The 1919-nt window shown below is 63.7% G+C and carries 1 protein-coding gene; it reads left to right on the forward strand.

The window, feature by feature from the left end:
• Window positions 1-1919: beta strand repeat-containing protein (locus AC07OO_RS08900; protein WP_495081689.1), on the forward strand; the 1919-nt coding region annotated here is incomplete at both ends.

Genomic DNA, 1919 nt, shown 5'->3' on the forward strand with positions numbered 1-1919 from the left:
ACCGATGGCGATGGCTCCACCACCACCGCCACCCTGAACATCACCATCAATGGCGCCACCGATGGTGTGCCCACCATTGTTCCCCTTGACGGCAATGGCACAGATGCGACAGGACAAGCCACTGTCAATGAGATTGGTCTCATCAGCGTGGCCGACACCTCCGAGACGACCACGGGCACCATCACAGTCACTGCCCCAGGTGGTCTGGCCAGTATCAAGATTGAGAGCACAACCATAACCGCAGCCCAGCTAAGCACTCTGGGAAGCACGCCTATTGCTGTTGATACAGGCGAGGGCACGTTAACCCTGACCGGCTTTAATGCAGGTACCGGCGCGCTGAGCTACAGCTACGTTTTGAAGGCCGCGCTGAACCAGCCGGCAGCCACCGAAAGCACCGACGCTATTGCGCTAGGTGTCACGGACCTTGGCGGTGCCACCAATACCGGCACGCTGACCGTGCAGATCGTCGACAGCACACCCACCGCAGTGGCCAACATTGCATCCATCACCGAGGATGCGACACCCAACACAGTCACCGGCAGCGTACTCGCTAACGACACCGTAGGGGCAGACACCAACGCCAATCCTGTCACCGCTGCTAGTCCGACGCTGACTTATGGCTCGCTGGTCTTGAACGCCAACGGCACTTACACCTATACGCTGAACAACGCTAACCCTGCTGTCAATGCCCTCAAAAACGGCCAGACGCTGACCGACAGCTATACCTATACCCTGACCGATGGCGACGGTGACACCACCACCGCCGTCCTCAGTATCACTATCAACGGAACGAACGACGCGCCCATCGGGGTGGTCGATACGACCACGGCCGTGGAGGCCGGTGGCGTGGGCAACGCCACCGCCGGCACCAACCCCTCGGGCAATGTGCTGACCAACGACACCGATGTCGATGCAGGCGATACCAAGACGGTCTCGGCCGTCACCGGCGCGGCCGCCGGCACGGTGGGTGGCAACACCAGCGGCAGCTACGGCACGCTGGCGCTCAATGCCGATGGTTCCTACACCTACACGGTCAACAACAACCTGGCCGCCGTGCAGGCGCTGCGCACCAGCGCCAATACGCTGACCGATACTTTCACCTACACGGTGCGCGATGCTGCAGGTGCAACCTCCAGCACCACGCTGACGGTCACCATCCAGGGCGCCAATGACGCCCCGGTGGCCACCGTCGATACCGGTGCCGTCAACGAGAATGCCACGCTGACCACCACCGCCGCCACCGGCGTGCTGGCCAACGATACCGATGTGGACAGCGGTGACACCAAGACGGTCTCGGCCATCTCCTTTGGCGCCACCACCGGCACCGTGGGCTCGGCTCTGCTGGGTACCTATGGCACGCTGACGCTCAATGCCGACGGCTCCTACTCCTACAGCGCCAATACCGCCGCCGCCGACAAGCTCGCCGCAGGCGCCACCGCCAACGATGTCTTCACCTACACGGTGCGCGATACCGCTGGCCTGACGTCCTCCACCACGCTGACCATCACCGTCACCGGTACCAATGACGCTCCCGTGGCTGTGGCCGATGTGGGCTCCACGCCCGAGGACACGCCAGTCAGCGGCAATGTGCTGACCAATGACACCGACCCCGATACCGGCGCCGTACTCTCCGTCACCCAGTTCGTCGTCAGTGGCACCACCTATGCCGCCGGCTCCACGGCCACGCTGGCCGGTGTGGGCACGCTGGTGATCAACAGCAACGGCTCCTACACGTTCACCCCAGCGGCGAACTACAACGGCGCCGTGCCCGTTGCCACCTACACGCTGTCCGATGGCACGGCCACGACTACATCCACGCTGACCCTGACCGTCACCCCGGTCAACGACGCGCCCATCGGGGTGGTCGATACGACCACGGCCGTGGAGGCCGGTGGCGTGGGCAACGCCACCGCCGGCAC

The sequence above is a fragment of the Rhodoferax sp. GW821-FHT07G04 genome (assembly GCF_059418585.1).